Below are 18805 nucleotides of genomic sequence, written 5' to 3'. Positions count from 1 at the left end.
GCCCTAAGCGTCGACCGGCCAGATGACCTGTCCCCGGCGTTCGACGGGCTCGACGAGCACCACCGCCTTGGACGCCAGGAACCTCGCCGTCACCGACCCCGCCGCCGTCAGGTACTCGCGCACGGCGGCGACGGGATCGGCCGAAGGCCCGACCGGGAGCGACCGCCCGAGCAGATCGACCCGCCGCCCAATGAACGACTCCGGATCCTCCGGATACCTCCCGAACTTGGACGGCCCGTAGTCCTCCGTCCCCCGCCACCGATAGGGGAACGGCAGTCCGTCCTCACGCACGGTGTAGAAGGACCAGACATCGAAATCCTTCACACCGGAAGTCCCGTCCACGAAGTGGAGCGCCGCCCCCTGACACAGGGCCCGGCAGAGAAGCCGCCCCTCGTACCGCCCCGCCCCTGCGGGGTTCCGTTCGAACAACCCCCGCTCGGCAAGCGACGCAAGCTCAGCCAGCCGAGCAAGATCCCCCTCCTCGATCCGCTCCAACGAACGCCCTTGACCCCGTTCCGTCACAGCAGCCTGCTCCTTCCCGCTCACCTGGCCCCGCCCGCCAGATCCGGCACGGTGATGGGGTCGTCCGGTTCGTGCGCCAGTCCGAGTTCGTGAGCGTGCGGCAGGCGCGGACGCGTACTGAGCCGCAGCGGCCACAGGCCCGTGTCGAAGGCCTCCCTGTGGCCGGGCCCCACCAGCCATGTGATCTTCGGAGCGACCGTCCACAGGCGCCAGGCCAGCTGGCGCGCCTCGTCGCCGCGCTTCTTGCTCTCCGCACCGGGAGGACGGTCGCCGTACCGTTCGAGCACCCGCTCCCGGAGAACGCCGAGGGCCGTCACCGAACGTTTCGCCTCCCCCGCGACGATCACCTGGGACCGGTCGTCGACGATCGCGAGGTCCAGCTGAAGCGCCTTCGCGGGAAGTTCGAAGAACACCCGCCCGCGCGGATGGCCGTACACGAGCACCGCCTTCACGTACGCCGCGATCTGGGGCAGGTATTCGGCGTTGTACCAGCCGCCCTCCCTGCTGCGCGACAGCAGGCCCCAATGGCCGGCGGCGGTGGGCCGGTCGCACGTGTTGAAGCGCGCGCCCCGGTGCAGGGTGATGAGCCCGGCCTTGGCACCCTCGAAGAAGAGCTCGACATCTTGCGGAGCGATCACGTTCGGGGACGGGATGAGGTCGCCCGAGTCCATCCGTTCGGGGTGGTCGGCGAACAGTTCGGCAGATCCCTGCCGCAGGAGTTCCATGAAGTCCGCTGCGTCGGTCATGGAGGATCACGGTCCTGATGGTTGGGGAACGACATTCCGGCTCCCCCGGTACGGCCGACGCGGTCAGGTGTCGCAGGCTATGCCGTCTCCGTCGCGGTCCAGGTCGTAGATGTCGGAGCCGACGATGCGGACCGGGCCCTGCACGTAGGCGGGGCCGTTGCCGCTGCCGCCGTCACAGTCGACGTCGCCGGCGATCGGCACGCAGGCGCCGGTGTAGTTCGGGTCGCACTGCCGGGCCTGCTTGGTGCCGATGGAGATGACGCGGGTGACCGGCGCTTTGGTGACGGTTCTGCGGAGCAGTCTCCTGCCCGTCTCCGCGCCGTTGGCGAGGGCCACCTCGTAGGTGAAGGTCATGACGCCTCGGGCCCCGCGGCGGCTCACCTTGGTGGTGCCGGCGGGGAGGGCCGGATCGTTCACCTTCGTGGTCCGGTACGGGATCGGCCGCGTCTCGGTCACGACGCGTTTCGCCGGGGCCGTGGTGGTCGATGAGGTGGTCGCCGGTGTGGTCGGCTCGATCGCGGCCGCCTCGGGTTTCGCCGTCTGCTCGCACGCGCTCAGTGCGAGCAGACAGCCGATCGCCATTCCCGTGATCGAAATTCGCCTCATCGCATGACTCCCCCGTCGTGGTGAGGCAGCTCAAGCTATTTGGACGAACAGATCCACAGAAGGGGCTTTGGTCCCCACGAACATCAGCGGGTTGTCCCGGTCGCAGCGGGACCACGGTCAGGGGGTTTGGAGGGTTTTGAGGAGGGTGGCTATTTCGGGGGTGGTGGCGCGGGTGAGGTCGCCGCCCATGCCCACGGCCACGGCGCCCGCGGCCAGCCAGGCAGGGGCGGTGGACGGGGAGACTCCTCCGGTGGGGACGAGGGGGGCTTGCGGGAGGGCCTGGCGGATGGCGCGGAGGCCGTCGGGGCCGTAGGTGGTGGCCGGGAAGAGCTTGACCAGGTCGGCACCTGCTTCGAGGGCTTGGACGATCTCGGTGGGGGTGGCGGCCCCGGCGACGACGGGGGCGCCGTGTCGGTGGGCGGCGCGGATGACCTGGGGCGAGAGGGTGGGGCAGACGAGGAAGGCGGCGCCGGCTTCGAGGGCCGAGGCGGCCTGGTGCTCGTCGAGGACGGTGCCGACTCCGATGAGGGTGCCCGCGAGTTCCCGGACGGCGTCGAGGGCGCCCGGGGTGGTCAGGGAGATCTCGATGGTGGAGAGGCCCGCGGTGGTGAGGCGGCGGGTCTGGGCGATCGCGGTCTCCGCGTCGGGGGCTCGGATGATGCCGATGACGCGGTCGGCGGTGATCTGGGCGGTCAGGTCGTGGCGATAGGTCATCGGCGTATGAATTTCACGGCGTCGGCGCGGGCACAGCTGGACCCGCTGGCGGTCAGGGTGACGGTGGTGGAGGTGCCGGCGGGGAGGGTGTGGGTGCCCAGGGGGACCCAGCCGGGGGTGCCGGTGCTCTGGTCGATGGTGGTCGTGGTTCCGTTGAGCGTGGCGCGGGCGCGGGGGTCGCCGCCGCTGCCGGACGGGTTGTAGACGTAGGCGTCGTAGCTGCCCGCGGAGCGGATGTTCGGGCGGTAGGTGGCGGTGGCGCCGGCGGTGCAGGCGTAGCGGACCGGGGAGCCGTGGGTCCAGCCGGTGAGGGCGCTGGTCTGCCAGGTGCCCGACTCGCCGTAGCCGTACGCGGCGGGGCCGTCGTTGTCGACGTAGTAGTCGCGCTGCCAGTAGCGGATGTAGTCGAACTCGACCGTGGCGGGGAGCTTGGCGGGGTCGGGCGTCACGCCGTACGCGATGGAGGTCAGCCAGATGTTGAGGTAGTCGTGCGTCCATTCGGACGGCTTGTAGGGCGCGGTGAACCTCAGGACGCCGTCGATGTAGTAGCGGACGGAGGTCTCCCGCCAGTCGACGCCGAAGGTGTGCCACTGGCGGAGGTCGGCGCCGGTGTCGTAGACGCCCGTGCCGTAGTGGACGGGGGTCTTGGTGGTGGCGTCCTTCCAGGTGTGCACGTTGTGCTGGGTGGTGGTCGGGCCCGCGGAGTCGGTCTCCAGGACGTCGATCTCGGTGCGGTGCTCGGGGTTGAACGTGGTGGAGCCGTTGCCCGCCATCAGCCAGAACGCGGTGTGCCAGCCGGGGCCGTCGTTGAGCCGGGCGCGGGTCTCGTAGTAGCCGTACCGGAGGGCCTGCTTGCTGACGACGCCGCCGCCGGTGAACTGCTTGCCGGAGACGTCCTCCTTCTTGAGGTGGATCCGGAGGCGGCCGTCGCCGGAGAGGGTCACGTTGCGCGCGAGCTGGGCGCTGAGGGCCTTGACGTCGGTGCGGAAGTTCCACCTGGCGGCGGACGGGGGGCTGCCCGCGGCGCCGTCGAAGTCGTCGGAGAAGGCGAGCGTCCAGCCGGTGCCGGTGGGGTCGGCGTGCGCGGGGGTCGTCAGGGCGGTGACGGCGAGGGCGGCGGTGGCGAGGGTGAGGAGGCGGGAACGGAGCATGGCGAACCCTTCTCAGCTGCGGCCGTAGTAGAGCTTCTGGCCGGTGGGGTCGGCGAGGTAGAGGACGTCGTCGCCGTCGGTGTCGCGTTTCACGGCGATGCGCTGGATGGGGAGGCCGGGCGCGACGGAGGTGCGGGTCCAGGCGCCGCCGGACTCGGTCGCCGAGAAGACCCGGTCGGTGCCCGATTCGAGGACGTAGTAGACGCGCTTGCCGAGGGCCGGGTCCCAGGTGATGTCGAGGGCGGCGCGGGTCTGGCCGGCGGAGTAGACGGTCTGCCGGGCCCAGGAGGCGCCGCTCGGGTAGGCGTAGCGGACGTTGAAGTACGTCCCGCTGGAGGGTGTGCGGTAGCGGTAGGCGATGCGGGGCGAGGTGCCGTTGAGGGTGACCTTGGCGCTCTGCACCGTCGGGCCGGTGTCGGTGCTGTCGCGGTAGGCCTCGCCGGTTTCGAGGGGCTGGACGACGTCGGCGGTGGCGGTCGTGACCGGGACGCCGACCGGGGTGCCGTCGTGGCGGCTGAACGTCCCGGTCGCCGGGGCGTACTTCAGGTAGGTCAGCTCGTGCCGGACGGTCTGGGCCGGGAAGAGGGCCCACTCGAAGAGGATGTGGACGTTGCCCGAGGCGTCGACCTGGATGTCGTCGGGATAGACCGAGCGGTTGGGGGTGTCGGCGAACGTGGCCACCGCGCTCCAGCGGGCCGCCGAGTCGTCCCAGTGGTAGAGCCGGCCGGCGCGCGAGGACGGGCCGTCCATGCGGGCGATGGCGTACAGGTCGCCGTTGGGGGCGGTCGCGACGACGGGGTAGGTGAACAGCTTGCCCTGGTCGGGCAGGTCGGCCGAGTGGCCGGTCGGCGCGCCGCCGACGGTGTCGGAACGGAAGTAGCGCCAGGCGTTGTTGTGCATCGACGCGAAGACGTGGAACCGGCCGCTGCCGTCGCGGGCGAGGGACGGCTGGTTGTGGCCCAGGTCGTCGGTGTATTCGGCCGGGGTGCCGTTGGTGGTGAGCTGGAGCCTGGACCAGGCGCCGGAGCCGTCCCGGCGCGCGATGGCGACGCGGTGGGTGCCCGCGGTCGAGCCCGGCTCGTTGTAGGCGAGGTAGGCGTACTGCCCGGCGCCCTCGTAGGTGTCGAGCGGGCTCCACCAGCCCGCCTGGTTGGACGAGTCCATCGTGTACGGGACCAGTGCGGGCGCGGCGGGGGCGGCGACCGCGGCGGGGGCGAGGGCCAGGGCGGCGGCGGTGATCGCCGCCGCCCCGCCCGCCAGGACCCGCATGCCCCGGAACGAGCGTGGCATGGCGGGTCCTCCTACTTGACCAGCGGCTTGATGGTCTCGGCGGCCTTGCCGAGCGCGTCCTTGGTCTTGGCCTGGCCGACGAGCGCGGCCTGGACCTGCTGGGCCAGCGCCGTGTCCATCTGCGGCGCCGCGGCGTACTGCCAGAACGGGTTGGGCGTCGCGGTCTTGGTGACCCGCTCGCCGAACCGCACGTTCCACTGGTCGCCCGTCACCGCCTTGTCGGCCAGCGCCTGGGTGGTGCTGGGCGGGTAGGCGGTCTTGGTGAAGTAGCCGACCGTGGTGGCGGTGTCGGAGGTGGTGCGCGCCGCGAACTCGGCGGCCTTGGTGGCGCCCTCGCCGTCGACGACCGCGATCAGTCCGCCCCAGAGCATCGCGCGGGGCGAGTCGCCCTTCTTCAGCACCGGCCGGGCCAGCGGCTCGATCTTGGTGCCGAGCGACTTGTCGGCCGCCTGCTTGGCGACGACGCCCTTGCCGAGCGGCGCGTCGTCGTAGAACGCCGCCTTGCCCTGGGAGAACAGCGCCCGCGCGTCGAACCGGTCCACGTCGGGCGCGATCAGCTTCTCGTCGTACAACTTCTTGTACCAGTCGACCGCGGCGACCGACGCGTCGTCGCCGATCGTCACCTGGCCGCCGTCGAGGAGCTTCCCGCCGAACGTCTGGATCCACGGGATGATGTCCTTGAGCTGGGCGGGCTTGGTCGATCCCGCGTAGGGCACCACGCCGTTGCCGAGCTTCTTCACCGCGCGCAGCGCCGCCTCGAACTCCTCGATGGTGGTGGGCATCTCGTCGACGCCGGCCTTCTCGAGCAGTTCGGTGTTGGCGATGAGGCCGATGGAGCCGGTCGCCCACGGCAGGCCGTACTGCTTGCCCTCGTACTTGCCGCCGGACAGCGCGACGTCGGTGTAGCCGCCGGCCGCCGCCTGCGTGCTCAGGTCCATGAGCTTGCCCATGGACGCGATCGCGCCCAGCCAGGCCACGTCCAGCTGGATCGCGCCGGTGACCTCGCCGCCGCGCAGCTTCAGGATGAGCTGGTTGAGGAAGTCGTTGTACGGATAGGACGCCGTGTCGATCTTGACCTTGCTCGCGGCCGCGTGGGCGCTGACGATCGCCCCGACCGCGTCCTTCGTCGAGGCCTCGTTCATCGCCCAGCCGGTGAAGGTGAAGTGGTCGGCGTTCTTGTCGCCGCCGGCCGAGCCGCCGCCCGAGGGGGCGCACCCCGCCAGGGCGGAGGCACCGGCGATCCCGAGGGCGCCGACGCCGAACAGGCGGAGTGCGGAACGCCGGGTGAGGGTGGGGTCCGGCGTGGGGTGGTTGTGCATGGGTTCTCCTTGAGGGGGTGACCCCGGGTTCGGGTCGGTCAGCCCTTGACCGCGCCCGCCGCCAGCCCGCCGACGAGGTAGCGCTGCAACACCATGAAGGCGGCCACCACGGGGATGGAGACGACGAAGGACGCGGCCATGAGTTCGGGCCAGGCGGTTTGGAACTCCCCGATGTAGGTGTGCACCAGGCCCGGCGGCAGCGTCTGCTTGTCGGACCCGGTGAGGGTGAGGGCGAAGATGAAGTCGTTCCAGCCGCGGACGAACGCGAACAGCCCGGCGGCGATGAGCCCCGGCGTGGCCAGCGGCAGCACCACCTGGTGCAGGGTGCGCCAGCGGGACGCGCCGTCGATCGCGGCGGCCTCGATGAGCGCGTCCGGGATCGTGTCGAAGATGCCCTTGAGCATCCAGACGCACAGCGGCAGCGTGAACGTGGTGAACGACAGGACCAGGGCGAGGTAGGTGTTGAGCAGCCCCATCGAGCTGAACACCGCGTACAGCGTGACCAGCAGCAGCGCCTGCGGGAACATCTGCGAGGCCAGCACGAGGTTCATCAGCGACCGGCGGCCCCGGTAGCGGAACTTGCTGAACGAGTAGGCCATGTAGGCCGAGACCAGCACGCTCAGCACCGCGGTGATCACCGACACGATGACGCTGTTGACCAGGTAGCGGAACAGGTGCTCGTTCTCGGCCAGCTTGGTGAAGTGCTCGAACGTGATCGTGCTCGGGAACAGCGAGGGCTCGATCTTGAACGCCTGCTCGGTCGGCGTGAGCGCGGTGATGACCAGCCAGTAGATCGGCAGGACGCCGAACGCGCCGATGACCAGGATCGCCAGCCAGGCGACCAGCCGTGACCGCCGCTGCTCGGGGCGCGCACGCCGGAGCGCGGGGCGGCGCTTCGGACGCGCCCCGGCCTCGGCCCGCTCGGCGGAACGGGCGGACGTACCGGAGTCGCGCTCGGTCGCGAGGTCGATGCTCATTCGCTGCCCTTCCGTTCGGCGCGCAGGTAGATCGCCACGACCGCGAGGAGGAGCACCATCCACAACGCGCCGAGTGCGGTCGCGCGGCCGAGGTCGAAGCCCTTGAAGGCGGTCTCGTAGACGGCGACGGCGAAGGTCTTGGTGCTGCCGGCGGGGCCGCCGCCGGTCAGCACGTAGATCGTGTCGAAGTGCTGGAAGTTCCAGATGAACTCGAGCAGGAAGACGATCCCGGCGATGCCGCGCAGGTGCGGCCAGGTCACCGCGCGGAAGCGGCGGATCGCCCCGGCCCCGTCGACCGACGCGGCCTCGTACAGCTCCTTCGGGATGGTCTGCAGCCCGGCCAGGAGCATGACCATCATCCAGGGGAAGCTGGCCCAGGTCTTGGTGATGACGACGGCGATCATCGCGGTGGTGGTCTGGCCGAGCCAGCTCACCCCGGCGTCGATGAGCCCCACCTTGAGCAGGACCCCGTTCAGGACGCCGTAGTTGGCGTTGAAGATCCAGAGCCAGAGGAACGAGACGACGACGCCCGGGATCACCCACGGGAAGAGGAAGAGGCCGCGCAGCACGCCGCTGCCGCGCACGCCCGAGTTGAGGGCGAGCGCGAGCGCCAGGCCCAGGAGGAACGGCAGCACGGTCGCGCCGATCGTGAACTGGAGGGTGCGCCACAGGATCGGGACGAACTCGTCGGAGAGGACGGCGGTGAAGTTCGCCAGCCCGACGAAGCGGCGTCCGGGCCGGACCAGGCTCTGCTCGAAGAACCCGGTGGCCAGCGCCGACACCAGCGGATAGACGATGATCGCGGCGAACATCGCCAGGCCGGGCGCCAGCAGCAGCCAGGCGAACGTGCGGTTGGACAGCCGGGTGCCCGCCTCCGGACGGCCGCCGCCCGCGCCAGGCCCCCGTCCGGCGGATCCGCGCCCGCCGCGGCGGGTCCCGAGCGTGCTCATCCCCGGCCCTGCCCGACCGGCGCGGCCGGGCCCTGCGCCTGCGGCGGCACGGACGAGCCGAGCGAACCGTGCGGACCGACCGGGCCGACGTACCCGAGCCCGACGCTGATCGAGTCGGCGGACTCGATGACCACGCGGGCCAGCTCGTCCTGGCGGGCGGGCAGGTCGATCACCGACAGCGGGCCGGAGATGGAGATCGCCGCGACGATCGTGCCGGAGGCGTCGCGGATCGGGGCGGCGACGCAGGCGCGGCTGAGCGCCAGCTCCTCGATCTCGGTGGCGTAGCCGCGGTGCGCGGCGACCGCGAGCTCCTCGTCGAGGCGTTCGTGCTCGGTGATGGTGTACGGCGTGAACCCGGTCGGCCGCGGGATCATCGCGCGGCGTTCGGCCGGGTCGAGCGCCAGCAGCAGGCACTTGCCGATGCCGGTGGCGTGCAGCGGCTTGCGCTGGCCGGTGAGGACGAACGAGCGCGGCGCGTTCCGGCCCTCGAAGTTGAGCAGGTAGAACATCGTGTCGCCGCGCCGCACCGCGACGTTGGCGCCGAGGCCGAGCACCGCGGCGAGGTCCTGGGCGATCTGGCGGGCCTCGCGGTGCACGGGGTGCTGGTTGAGGGCGACTCCGCCGAGCGTGATGGGCGCGGTGCCGAGCCGGTAGAGCCCGCTGATCGGGTCGCGCTCGACGAAGTCGAGGGACTCCAGGGTCGCCAGCAGCCGGGAGGCGGTCGAGGTGCCGAGGCCGGTGGCCTTGGCGACGTCCGACACCCGCAGCTCCGGCCGTCCGGCCAGGAACGCGTTCAGGACCGAAGCGGCCCGTTCCACGCTCTGGTTGTTGCTCTGATCGGAAGCCACCCTGTCTCCATTGAATTCGATTTGCAGGATGTGGGAAGGTTGCCCACATGTTGCACGGAAGTCAACCCCTTGTGAACCGGGTAGACGTCTATCCCCTCAAGCTCCGGCACGACGACGCCTACCTGGGCACGCCGCCGGAGAAGGGCGACGGCTACTTCCTCCGGCCGCCGTGGCGCAGCCTCTACTCGGGCCGCTTCGAGACCCTGGTCGTTCGCGTGACCTGCGAGGACGGAACGTCGGGGTGGGGTGAGGCGCTCGCGCCGGTGGCACCCGAGGTGCCCGCCGCGATCGTCGAGCGGCTGCTGGCCCCGGTACTCCTCGGCGCGGATCCGACCGCCGTGCGCCCGCTGTGGCACAAGCTCCGCGACCTCATGCGCGAACGCGGCCACCTGACCGGACACCAGGCGGACGCGCTGGCCGCCGTCGACATCGCGCTCTGGGACCTCGCAGGCCGTCTGACCGGGCGTTCTGTCGCGGAGCTGCTCGGTGGAGCGTTCCGATCCCACGTGCCGGTGTACGTCAGCGGGCTGCCCCGGCCGACCGACGCCGAACGTGCGAAGCTCGCGGAGGAGTGGGTGAGCCGAGGCGCTGACCGGGTCAAACTCCACCTGGGATACGGCGTGGAGCAGGACCTCGCGACCTTCGACACGGTTTCTGCAACTGGGTTGCACACAGCGGTCGACGCTCACTGGCGCTATTCGGTGACCGACGCGGTCCGCCTGGGACGCGGGCTCGCCGAACGCGGCGCGCTGTTCCTGGAGGCCCCGCTCGCGCCCGAGGACGTGGAGGGCCACCGCGAGCTCGCCCGCCGCGTCGACCTCCCCATCGCCGTCGGCGAGACGATGCGCAACCGCTACGAGCTCGGCCACTGGCTGGACCGCAGAGCGGTCGGCCTGGCCCAGCCCGACGTCGGCCGCACCGGCATCACCGAGCTGATGGCCATGGCCGAGCTCGCCGCCGCCAGGCACGTCCCCGTCGCGCCGCACCACTCCACCGGCCTCGGCATCGTCCTCGCCGCCGGGATCCAGGTCAGCGCCGCCGTCTCCGACCTGGCGTTCTTCGAATACCAGCCCACCACCTGCGAGGTGGCCGGAAAGATCCTGGCAAGCCCCCTCGCGGGCGGCCCGGAGGGCTTCCCCCTCCCCACCGGCCCCGGCCTCGGCGTCGAGGTCGACGCCGACGCGGTCGCCGCGTACGCCACCGCCCCGTCCACCATCTCCCTGTCGACCATCTCCCCGCCGACCAACTCTTCGGAGGCCTGAGTGACCCTCTCCGGGCTCGTCCCCGTCCTCGCCACCCCCTTCACCCCCGACGGCGGGCTCGACCTGCCGGGCCTGCGCCGGCTCGTCGAGTTCCAGCTCGCCGCCGGCGCGGACGGGGTCGCGCTGTTCGGCATGGCCAGCGAGGGCTTCGCGCTCACCGCGGGCGACCGCGCCGAGGTGCTGGCCGCCGTACGGGAGACCGTGGCGGGCGCGGTGCCGATCGTCGCCGGCGTCGCCGCGACCAGCACGGTCACCGCCGTCGAGCAGGCGCGCACCGCCACCGACGGCGGCGCGGGCGCGCTCATGGTGCTCCCGCCGTTCATGGTGAAGCCGTCGGCCGCGCAGCTCGCCGACTTCTACGGCGCCGTCGGCGCGGTGGGCGCCGAGGTGATGGTGCAGGACGCCCCCGGCGCCACCGGCGTCGCCATGCCCGAGGGCCTGATCGTGGAGCTGAGCAAGCTCGACGGCGTCACCTCGGTCAAGGTCGAGGCGCCACCGACCGCGCCCAAGGTCGGCGGCGTCGTGCGCGGCGTCGACCCCGCGTTCGCCGTCTTCGGCGGGCAGAACGCCCTCTTCGTCCTGGAGGAGTACGCGGCGGGCGCGGTCGGCACGATGCCCGCCTGCGAGTTCACCGACCTCCTCGCCCCCGTCCTCCGCGACTGGTCGGCGGGCCGCCACCGGGAGGCGCACGAGGCGTTCAACCGGCTCCTCCCGCTGATCCGCTTCGGCATGCAGCCGGGCCTCGCCTGGGCCGTCCACAAGGAGGTCCTCGTGCGCCGCGGCCTGATCGCGTCCGCCGCCGTCCGCTCTCCCGCCCGCCCACTGGACGCCGGGACGCTCGCCGGCCTCGACGCCGTCCTCGCGACCCTGGACCTGCCGGAAGCACCATGACCACCGAGAACGCCGCGAACGCCGCGAACGCCGCGACCAGCGGAAGCGCCATGACGACCGGAAGCGCCGTGACCAGCGGAACCGCCGGGCCCAGCGGAAGCGCCAGGGCCAGCGGAAGCGCCGAGGCCACCGCACCTCCGGAGCCCCGGGGCGTCCTGCTGGCGGGCGGCAACTCCCCGATCGGCCGGGCCATCGCCGCCGCCTTCACCGCGCGCGGCGACCGCGTCGTCGGCATCGGCCTCGACCCCTGCGACGACCCCGTCTTCACCGATTTCCTGGTGGCCGACTGCACGGACTCGGCCGTCGCCGCCGACGCCGTTCTTTCCGCCGTCGCGTCGCTGGGACGGCTGGACGTCGTGGTCCCCGCCGCCGCGGTGATGCCCGTCGCCTCGGTGCTCGACACCACCGACGAGCAGTGGCGCACGGGCCTCTCGTCCGTGCTCGACACCGCGTTCTACCTGGTCCGAGCCGCACTCCCGCACCTGCCGGCGGGTGCGGCCATCGTCGCCGTCAGCTCCGTCAACTCCTTCCTCGCCGCCCCCTGGCTGCCCGCGTACGCGGCGGCGAAGGGCGGGCTGGACGCTCTGGTCCGGCAGCTCGCCCTGGAGTGCGGGCCCAGGGGCGTCCGGGTGAACGCGGTGGCGCCCGGCCTGATCGGCGGCGAACACCTGGAACGCGCGACCGAGGGCTACCCGCTGGGACGCACCGGCCGCCCCGACGAGGTCGCCGAGGCCGTCGCGTTCCTCGCGTCCCCGCAGGCGAGCTTCGTCACCGGCGCGGTCCTGCCGGTCGACGGCGGGCTGAGCATCGCCTCCCCCGCCGCCTTCCTGCGCCCGGATCTGCGGGAGCGCTTCCTGTGACCCGCCTCGACGTGGTCGGCGTGGGCGAGGCGATGGTGCTCCTCCAGCCGCCCCCGGCCACCTCGCTCGCCGCCGCCCCGCACCTGGACGTCCACGTCGCGGGGGCGGAGCTCAACACCTGCGCGTCCGTCGCCCGCCTGGGCCTGCGCGCCGCGTTCGCCTCCCGCGTCGGCGCCGACCCGCTCGGCGACCGCGTCCTCGCCGCCGCGGACGCCCTGGAGGTGGACACGACCCTCGTCGCCGCCGACCCCGACCGGCCCACCGGCGTCTTCTTCAAGGACGTCCGGCCGGACGGGCGACGCCGCGTCCACTACTACCGGCGCGGATCGGCCGCCTCCGCCATGGGCCCGTCCGACGCGCTCCGCATCCTCGCCTCGCGCCCCCGGGCGATCGTCCTCACCGGCATCACCGTCGCCCTCGGCGAAGACCCCGCCGCCTTGAGCGAGGGCCCGGCCGCCCTCGTCCGCGACCTCGTCGCCAAGGCCCACGCGAGCGGCGTCAAAGTCGTCCTCGATCCCAACCTGCGCCCGTCCCTGGGCTCGTACGACCTCGTGCTGGAGACCCTCCGCTCGTTCCTCCCCTCCGTCGACCTCCTGGCCCTGGGGCAGGACGAGTCCCACGAACTCCTCGGCGTGACCGACCCCTCCGAGGTCTTCGCGACCGCGTCGAAGCTGGGCGTGAGGGAGGTCCTCCTCAAGGCGGGCCCGGACGGCGTGTGGCACGCCGACGGCCACCTGGAGAGCGCGGCCGACACGGTCGTCGACCCGGTCGGAGCCGGGGACGCGATGCTGGGCGGCTACCTGGCCGGCCGCCTTCGCGGCCTTCCCCCTTCGGCCGCCGCCTGGCTCGGCACCCAGCTCGCCGCCGCCGTCATAGCCGCCCCCGGAGACACCCAAGGCCTCCCCGACCGCGCCGCCGCCCACGCCCTGCTCACCGCCGCCGCCACCCGATGACCCTGTACGAAAGCCCCTGCTGGGACCCCGCCACCGACCAACTCCACTGGGTTGACCTCAAACGCGCCCTCCTGCACACCGTCCCCTGGACCGACCGGCTCCCACCCCAAGGCCTCCCCTCCGACACCTCCGTCCGGACCCGCGACCTCCCCTCCCAATCCCTCGCCCGAACGCGCGACCTCTCCTCCCACTCCCTCGTCCGGACGCGCGACCTCTCCTCCCACGCACCCACCCTCAGCCTGGTGGTCCCCTCCGAGGACGGCCTGATCGCCGCCCTCGGCACAGGCCTGGCGACGATCACCGGGACCACCCCACCACCCCTCCTCCCGAAGGAAGCGGTCTCGCCACTCCTTCACTTGGCAGGGCGCGGACGCTCGGAAGAGAGCGGGCGCTCGGAAGAGAGCGGGCTGTCGGAAGGGGACGGACGCTTGGAGGAGGCCGGGCGCCTGGGGCGCTCGGAAGAGAGCAGGCGTCTGGGGCACTTGGAAGCGGGCGGGCGCCTGGGACTCTCGGAAGCGGGCGGGTACTTGGAAGGGGGCGGGCACTTGGAAGGGGGCGGGCACTTGGAAGGGGGCGGCCTTCGATTGAACGATGGTGGCTGCGACCCGCTCGGCCGGCTCTGGGTGGGGAGCATGGCCTTGGACGTCACGCCGGGGGCCGGCTCGTTGTTTCGGGTCACACCCGAAGGAGCCACCCGCATGATCACTGGCCTGTCGGTGCCGAACGGGCTCGGCTGGAGTCCTGACGGCCGCACCATGTACGTCACGGACACCGGCCCCCGCGTCATCACCGCGTACGACTACGACCTCGCCACCGGCACCCCCACCGTTCCCCGCCATCTCATCACGTTCACCCACGGCAAGCCCGACGGCCTGACCGTCGACTCCGAGGGCTGCCTGTGGGTGGCCACCTGGGACGCCGCCCAGATCCGCCGTTTCACCCCCGAAGGCCGCCTGGTGGAGAGCCTCGACGTCCCCGCGACGCACACCACCTCATGCACCTTCGCCGGCCCCGACCTGACCACCCTCGCCGTGACCACGAAGACCGGCCTCCACCTCATCCCGACCCGCTCCCAAGGCCTCCCGCCCACCCCTTACAAAGGCCCCCTCCCTACCCCTGGCTGTACTCCCCATCCGTTTCCAAAGTGACCGAGTAAGAGGCGCCTGGGTCTAGTCGTAGTTCGTAATTACCGGACATCTGCGCCACCAAGTCTCGTCCAGTGGTCGACAGCCAGGCCACGTCGCCGACCGTTCGAGCCATATAGAGCAGGGAGCTGAACACCGGGACAGTGCACCGGCCGTCGGACTCGTACGCCACGGTCCCTGGTTCGTCGGCGGCCAGGCAGTAGACCGTCGATTCGAGGAACTCCGTCCACAGCTCGGGCAACGTCGTCTGGCCTTTTCGCACGTGTTCGGCCGCGCGAACCAGCCGTCGGCCACTGAGCTGTTCAAGTACCTCTGCGCCGAGAACGTCGCCGTCCGGGTGGAGGCAGACGAGCACATCCCCGGAGAGGATCGCGGCCAACTGGTTGAGCGATATCCGCTGCCACACCACGCATCCCGGAGGCAATTCGCCAGGAAGGCTCCGCTTCGACGTCATTGCAAGAACGGCGGCGTGCTCCCCCAACCCGAGCACGAGCGGCAGACCGTTCTCCTGAACCGGGATCCAGACCTCGGTCACCCTGAGCGCGCCCGAGCTCAGGGGACCTGCCGCCGGGTCGTGATGATTCACGATCTGACCGGCTTGGCGCTTTGAAGGAGTGATCTGGAGAACGTGACGATGTGCGTCTGTTCACCTTGGCCATCCGGAGCGGGATGGTTGAACGAGTAGGCCGCGTACGGCGACCACAACTCGACCTCCTCAAGAGCTCCGAACCGTTCCTCCACCTCGTCCTTTGTCATCAGCCACGCCCGCAGCTGAGAGGGTGCGTCGATTCGCGGTGACGGGGTGCCGTCTGCACGCACGAAACGCTCATCCCAGATCAGCCCTCCCGGGGTCCCATGAATCTCCAGGAAGAAGTCGCTCCAGATCTGCAGTGGGAAGGTTCGCACCAACAACGGCTGCCCATCGGCCTCACGATGCTCTTCACGCAGCGAGGGCGCGAACAGTGCACTCAGCTCGTCGAAGGCAGGGCGCATGATGTAGTTCTGTTCTTCGATTCGCCGACGAGACGCCTCCATGTCCTCTCTGCCGGCTTCCACACGGCGAAGTGTTTCCTCCACAAGATCATCAGGTGCATCGACCATCGTGTGGAGGATGAAAAGCTCATAGTCGCGTGAGCTCAGCGGTTCGGCATCAGACATAGCATCGCCCATCAGTCGAGAAATTCGATCTTGAACTCGTTGTCTTCCCTATCAAACCAGCGCCTTGACTTCCGTACGGAGATCTTGCCGTCCTTTCCCACGACGAAGGTGTCGGGGACCTGCGGATGTCCCGGGACGACGGCGGTATCACCGTTGGGAAGCTTCATCTGGCCGGCCTGCCCCCAGGCACGCTGAGCGGCGGCCATCGCCGCGTCCGCCGACTCGGCTTGCGACAATCCCAATTCTTCGACCCGTCGGACGATGTGAGCTTTCTGCCCCGAGCCGAGACCCTTGGCCTCATGTCCGATCACTGTTCCGGCGAGGCTCGCGCCATGCTTCTCGTAGACACCCCGGAGCCCGCCTGCGGCCTTGGTCAGCGCTTCCAGCCGCTCGGCCGAGTATTGCGGGTTGACGAACTTCGGCGCCTCGGGCTTGGGAGCAGTTGAACGTCCCGGTGCAGGCCTACCACCGACCCGAACGTCGCCAGGCGAACCACCGGCCGACGAGCCACCCTCAGGTGATCGCGGCTGCTGAGGTGGCGATGACCCGTCGCCGGGAACAGTTCCCGGTCGTGCCTTGGGCTCGTCCGGAAGCTTCCCTGGCCCAGGCTTCTCAATTCCCTCGGTCCGGCCACGCGGTGGGATCCGTTCGACCTTGCCAAACTTGCCGGCCACCGTTCCCAGTTTGGAACCGGCACTGCCTGCGGTCCCGGCGCCTCCTGTCGTTACAGCGAGGATGGCCCCAGGGACCATCTCTCCGTAAGCCCGAATCGGGTCCTTCTTCCACTGATCCCAGTTGACGATCGCTTTGCCGAACTCCACCGGATGCTGGACCCCATTCCACAGGCCCGTGGTCATGCCGACCGGACCATGCTGCACCCATCCTTCATGGTCGATCATGTTGTAGAACGGCGACGTCGCGGCGTTGCTCGCCAGAGCGGTCAGGCCGATCTCTTTCGTCCCGTCCCACACCCCGCCCAGGTAGCGCTTCACATACATGTCCCACCCGGCGTTCCAGGCTGTCTTGAGCAGGCCCGGTCGCTCATTGTCGGCGGACCCGATCGCCTGCGCCGTACCACGGACCGCGTTCAACGCGGCCTGAATCGCCGCCTGCTGGTCGGCCTTCAGCAACTCATCCCGACGCCGACGGACCTCGCCCTGGTGTGCGGCGACGCCGCTCCCCGCGCGGGCGATCGCCCGCGCAGGACCAGTGCCCAATCCCAATCCCGCCAGGACGCGCGTGAGATCATCCCCGGCATGACCCCATGACCGCCCTGCTCGTCCGAGTTCGATGGCCAGGAGATTCAGCAGGTCCGGCGAGCCACTGCGCACGTCACCCGAAGCGCGCAGACCACCACGCGGCGGACCCGGCACGTACGGTTCCCCAACCCGTGGCGGACCCCCCTCCGCCTCAGCAGCCAAACGCTGGATCTGGTCGAACGCCTCATAGAAACCAGACCGGGCGGAGTCATGGGAGCCCGTCAGCCGCGCGAACAACTGGTCCGCCGCCGGACCGACGAGCGCACCGTCATAAAGCAGCTGATAAGCCTTACGCAGCACATCCCCGTGAACCTCGGCCAGTCCCTTGACCCGCACGAGTTCGGATGCTGCCCGCTCCGCCCGGCTCACTCGAACCCCCGCGGCTCGTTCACTACGGTCCTCATCCCACCGGGCCGCAGGCACCCGCTCGACCCCTGGCGCGAACGGGAAGAGAACGATCTCTTGCGCCAGAGGTAACGCAAAGTCGAGCCGATCGTCAACGTCTCACCGGGCTCTCTTGATCGAAGTGCTACGGACACCCACAGGTTGATACGGACGAACAGACATCAGCCGCCCAAAAGCGCAAACTGGTTGCCACAGTCGGCCAAGGCCCTCGACAGCGCGGCAGAGGTGGATTTCGGAGGGGCCGCACTCGGCTTCCGTGCTCGTTCGGTGAATGTTTCGGAACGGCTAGGCGGAGGTGGGCTGCTGGAGGATGCTGGGGGTATGGGGAGTGTTTTTGAGGCGGCGGGCGGGGCTGCGGGGATTTTGCGGCTTGCCGAGGCTTGGCATGCTCTGGTGGCGAAGGACGAGGTGGCGGGGCATCCGTTCCAGCATGGCGTTCATCCTCAGCACACCGAACGGCTGGCCGCTTACTGGGGTGAGGCGCTGGGCGGGCCCGCGACGTACTCGGAGCGGTACGGGGACGAGACGTCGGTCGTGCGGAGGCACAGTGGGAACGGGGTGCATGAGGACATAGACGAGCGGGCGATCGTGTGCTTCGACCAGGCGCTCGACGATGTGGGGTTGGAAGGGCCCGTTCGGCGGGCGTTGCACGACTACTTCGCGTGGGCGGTCACGACGACGATGGCGCGGTACCAGGATTCGGCCGATGAGGTGCCGGACGGGTTGAGCATTCCTCGGTGGTCGTGGGAGGGGCTGGTCAGCGGGGGTTGAGGGCCGCGCGGAGGCGGGTGCCGGCGAGTTTCTCGGCGTCGCGGGCGGCGGGGATGTAGGGGCCCAGGCCGAAGAAGCCGTGGAAGAGGCCGCGGACGCGGTGGCACGTGGCGGCGACGCCGTCGGCGGCCAGGCGGGCGGCGTAGGCCTCGCCCTCGTCGCGGAGCGGGCAGTATTCGGCGGTCATGACCAGGCCGGGCGGGAGACCGGCCAGGTTGTCGGCGCGGCCGGGGGCGGCGTAGGGCTCCCTGGCCTGGGACAGGTCGTCGAGGTACTGCTCGGCGTACCACTCCATGTGCTTCATGGTCATGAAGTAGCCCTCGGCGTTCTCCTTGCGGGAGGGCAGGTCGTCGGCGTGCCAGTCGATGGCGGGGTAGAGCAGCAACTGCCAGGCCAGGTCGGGGCCCTGCTCGTCGCGGGCGCGCAGGCAGGTGACCGCGGCGAGGGTGCCGCCGGAGCTGTCGCCGGCGACGGCGACGCGGGCGGGGTCGCCGCCCAGCGACGCGGCCTCGGCGGCGGCCCAGACGGTGGCGGCGTAGGCGTCGTCGACGGCCGCCGGGTACTTGTGCTCGGGTGCGAGGCGGAAGTCGACCGAGACGACGATCACCGCGGCCTCGTTCGCGAGGGAACGGCAGACGCCGTCGTGGGAGTCGAGGTCGCAGAGCACGAAGCCGCCGCCGTGGAAGTAGACGACGATCGGATAGGGCGGGGAGACGTCGCAGCGCGGCCAGTAGATCCGGACGGGGATCGGCGGGTCTCCGGGGATCTGGCGGTACTCGATGGCGGCGACCTCCGGGCCGCGCGGGAAGCCGAAGCCGGCCAGGACGGCCCGCGCCTCCTGGGCGTCGGTCACCGCGCCGCCGAGGTCGGGAAAGGTCGCGGAAAGGAATTGCAGGAGCTGCGCCGCGTTCCGATCGAGTGGCACCGCAGTCCCCGTATCTGGTAGTCGTCGCCGGCCGCTGTCCCGGCCGCCACCGT

The 18805-nt window shown here is 70.7% G+C and carries 20 protein-coding genes; 6 read left to right on the top strand and 14 right to left on the bottom strand.

Translation table 11 applies throughout. From position 1 onward, the window contains the following. Nucleotides 1-3: 3 nt before the first annotated feature. The 10 genes from ABZ810_RS01680 to ABZ810_RS01635 form a co-directional block, all read right to left on the bottom strand. Nucleotides 4-495, bottom strand: coding sequence for a hypothetical protein (locus ABZ810_RS01680; protein WP_358397857.1), 492 nt, complete (start codon nt 493-495; stop codon nt 4-6). Between the two features lie 47 nt (nt 496-542). Continuing rightward, complete coding sequence (locus ABZ810_RS01675; protein ID WP_358397854.1) at nt 543-1268, bottom strand: hypothetical protein; 726 nt, start codon at nt 1266-1268, stop codon at nt 543-545. A gap of 63 nt (nt 1269-1331) precedes the next feature. Further along, nucleotides 1332-1850 (bottom strand): G5 domain-containing protein, encoded by a 519-nt coding sequence (locus tag ABZ810_RS01670; protein WP_358397852.1) that lies wholly within the window; start codon nt 1848-1850, stop codon nt 1332-1334. Nucleotides 1851-1991: 141 nt separating this feature from the next. Continuing rightward, nucleotides 1992-2588, bottom strand: coding sequence for a bifunctional 4-hydroxy-2-oxoglutarate aldolase/2-dehydro-3-deoxy-phosphogluconate aldolase (locus ABZ810_RS01665; RefSeq protein WP_358397850.1), 597 nt, complete (start codon nt 2586-2588; stop codon nt 1992-1994). Next, complete coding sequence (locus tag ABZ810_RS01660; protein ID WP_358397848.1) at nt 2585-3739, bottom strand: glycoside hydrolase family 16 protein; 1155 nt, start codon at nt 3737-3739, stop codon at nt 2585-2587. Before ABZ810_RS01660 ends, ABZ810_RS01665 begins: the two co-directional genes overlap by 4 nt. A gap of 12 nt (nt 3740-3751) precedes the next feature. Beyond that, nucleotides 3752-5029, bottom strand: a complete 1278-nt coding sequence (locus tag ABZ810_RS01655) for a BNR-4 repeat-containing protein (protein WP_358397845.1) — start codon at nt 5027-5029, stop codon at nt 3752-3754. An 11-nt stretch (nt 5030-5040) separates the two neighbouring features. Next, nucleotides 5041-6348, bottom strand: a complete 1308-nt coding sequence (locus ABZ810_RS01650; RefSeq protein WP_358397843.1) for a hypothetical protein — start codon at nt 6346-6348, stop codon at nt 5041-5043. Between the two features lie 38 nt (nt 6349-6386). Further along, nucleotides 6387-7325 (bottom strand): carbohydrate ABC transporter permease, encoded by a 939-nt coding sequence (locus ABZ810_RS01645; RefSeq protein ID WP_358397841.1) that lies wholly within the window; start codon nt 7323-7325, stop codon nt 6387-6389. Next, on the bottom strand, nt 7322-8275 hold the full coding sequence (locus ABZ810_RS01640) for a sugar ABC transporter permease (protein ID WP_358397838.1): 954 nt from the start codon (nt 8273-8275) through the stop codon (nt 7322-7324). The genes ABZ810_RS01645 and ABZ810_RS01640 overlap by 4 nt, the downstream gene beginning before the upstream one ends. After that, on the bottom strand, nt 8272-9123 hold the full coding sequence (locus tag ABZ810_RS01635) for an IclR family transcriptional regulator (RefSeq protein WP_358397836.1): 852 nt from the start codon (nt 9121-9123) through the stop codon (nt 8272-8274). Before ABZ810_RS01635 ends, ABZ810_RS01640 begins: the two co-directional genes overlap by 4 nt. A gap of 71 nt (nt 9124-9194) precedes the next feature. Between ABZ810_RS01635 and ABZ810_RS01630 the strand changes: the two genes are divergently transcribed. From ABZ810_RS01630 to ABZ810_RS01610, 5 genes are read left to right on the top strand one after another with little or no spacing between them, the layout of a single operon-like run. Further along, nucleotides 9195-10385, top strand: a complete 1191-nt coding sequence (locus ABZ810_RS01630) for a mandelate racemase/muconate lactonizing enzyme family protein (protein WP_358397833.1) — start codon at nt 9195-9197, stop codon at nt 10383-10385. Continuing rightward, on the top strand, nt 10386-11276 hold the full coding sequence (locus tag ABZ810_RS01625) for a dihydrodipicolinate synthase family protein (RefSeq protein ID WP_358397831.1): 891 nt from the start codon (nt 10386-10388) through the stop codon (nt 11274-11276). Further along, nucleotides 11273-12136, top strand: a complete 864-nt coding sequence (locus ABZ810_RS01620; RefSeq protein ID WP_358397829.1) for an SDR family oxidoreductase — start codon at nt 11273-11275, stop codon at nt 12134-12136. The genes ABZ810_RS01625 and ABZ810_RS01620 overlap by 4 nt, the downstream gene beginning before the upstream one ends. Then, nucleotides 12133-13089 (top strand): sugar kinase, encoded by a 957-nt coding sequence (locus ABZ810_RS01615; RefSeq protein ID WP_358397826.1) that lies wholly within the window; start codon nt 12133-12135, stop codon nt 13087-13089. Before ABZ810_RS01620 ends, ABZ810_RS01615 begins: the two co-directional genes overlap by 4 nt. After that, nucleotides 13086-14237: an SMP-30/gluconolactonase/LRE family protein gene (locus ABZ810_RS01610; RefSeq protein ID WP_358397824.1), complete on the top strand. Its 1152-nt coding sequence runs from the start codon at nt 13086-13088 to the stop codon at nt 14235-14237. Before ABZ810_RS01615 ends, ABZ810_RS01610 begins: the two co-directional genes overlap by 4 nt. Here ABZ810_RS01610 and ABZ810_RS01605 read toward each other — a convergent pair. The 3 genes from ABZ810_RS01605 to ABZ810_RS01595 are packed head-to-tail and all read right to left on the bottom strand — an operon-like array spanning nt 14200 to nt 16987. After that, nucleotides 14200-14769: an SseB family protein gene (locus tag ABZ810_RS01605; protein ID WP_358397822.1), complete on the bottom strand. Its 570-nt coding sequence runs from the start codon at nt 14767-14769 to the stop codon at nt 14200-14202. The two genes, ABZ810_RS01610 and ABZ810_RS01605, sit on opposite strands and share 38 nt — an antisense overlap. A 47-nt stretch (nt 14770-14816) precedes the next feature. After that, on the bottom strand, nt 14817-15392 hold the full coding sequence (locus ABZ810_RS01600; protein ID WP_358397820.1) for a hypothetical protein: 576 nt from the start codon (nt 15390-15392) through the stop codon (nt 14817-14819). Between the two features lie 11 nt (nt 15393-15403). After that, entirely contained in the window at nt 15404-16987 is a 1584-nt protein-coding gene (locus tag ABZ810_RS01595; protein WP_358397818.1) for a hypothetical protein, read from the bottom strand. A gap of 390 nt (nt 16988-17377) precedes the next feature. On the opposite strand from ABZ810_RS01595, the gene ABZ810_RS01590 reads away from it, so the two are divergent. After that, nucleotides 17378-17827, top strand: a complete 450-nt coding sequence (locus ABZ810_RS01590; protein WP_358397816.1) for an oxidoreductase — start codon at nt 17378-17380, stop codon at nt 17825-17827. On the opposite strand, the gene ABZ810_RS01585 is transcribed toward ABZ810_RS01590, so the two are convergent. Further along, on the bottom strand, nt 17814-18752 hold the full coding sequence (locus ABZ810_RS01585; protein ID WP_358397814.1) for an alpha/beta hydrolase: 939 nt from the start codon (nt 18750-18752) through the stop codon (nt 17814-17816). The genes ABZ810_RS01590 and ABZ810_RS01585 overlap by 14 nt on opposite strands. Nucleotides 18753-18805 lie beyond the last annotated feature (53 nt).

Origin of the sequence: Spirillospora sp. NPDC047279, from assembly GCF_040643285.1 — a bacterium.
Taxonomy (GTDB): domain Bacteria; phylum Actinomycetota; class Actinomycetes; order Streptosporangiales; family Streptosporangiaceae; genus Spirillospora.
This window is presented reverse-complemented; position numbering and strand designations above follow the sequence as displayed.